This is a genomic window from Streptomyces pyxinicus (genome assembly GCF_024753135.1).
GTDB classification, from domain to species: domain Bacteria; phylum Actinomycetota; class Actinomycetes; order Streptomycetales; family Streptomycetaceae; genus Streptomyces; species Streptomyces pyxinicus.
This window is the reverse complement of sequence record NZ_JANUGP010000076.1, coordinates 1-679: the sequence shown is the minus strand read 5'-3', so window position 1 is coordinate 679 and position 679 is coordinate 1. Positions and strand designations below refer to the sequence as shown.

The following is a 679-nucleotide window of genomic DNA, read 5'->3' as shown; positions in this document are numbered from 1 at the left end:
TTCCCGCCGGACGGCCATGAAGATGCGGGGCATGACGGGGAAGTGGAACGCCATGTGGCACTCGTCGCCGCCGGAGGAGTAGTCGCCGAAGTAGTCGACGACGTCCTCGGGCCACTGGTTGGCCTCCGCCAGCAGCACGGTGTCCGGGTACTGCGCGTCGATCTCGCTGCGGACCCGCTTGAGGAAGGCGTGCGTGGCGGGCAGGTTCTCGCAGTTGGTGCCCTCTTCGGCGTACAGGTAGGGGACCGCGTCCAGCCGGTACCCGTCGATACCGAGGTCCAGCCAGAACTTCAGGGCGGCCAGGATCTCCTCCTGCACCGCCGGGTTCTCGTAGTTGAGGTCCGGCTGGTGCGAGAAGAAGCGGTGGAAGTAGTACTGGCCGCGCACCGGGTCGTGGGTCCAGTTGGACGCCTCGGTGTCCACGAAGATGATCCGGGCGTCCTGGTACTGCTTGTCGTCGTCGGCCCACATGTAGTAGTCGCCGTAGGGGCCGTCGGGGTTCTTGCGGGACTCCTGGAACCACGGGTGCTGGTCGCTGGTGTGGTTCATGACGAAGTCGATGATCACGCGCATGCCGCGCTGGTGCGCGGCGTCCACGAACTCCACGAAGTCGGCGAGGTCGCCAAACTCGGGCAGCACCGCGGTGTAGTCGGAGACGTCGTAACCGCCGTCCTTCAGC

At 66.0% G+C, this 679-nt stretch carries 1 protein-coding gene; it reads right to left on the bottom strand.

What is annotated here, in order from left to right; translation table 11 throughout:
• The coding region (locus NX794_RS35800; protein WP_258783890.1) for an alpha-amylase family glycosyl hydrolase at window positions 1-679 on the bottom strand (679 nt) is incomplete at both ends.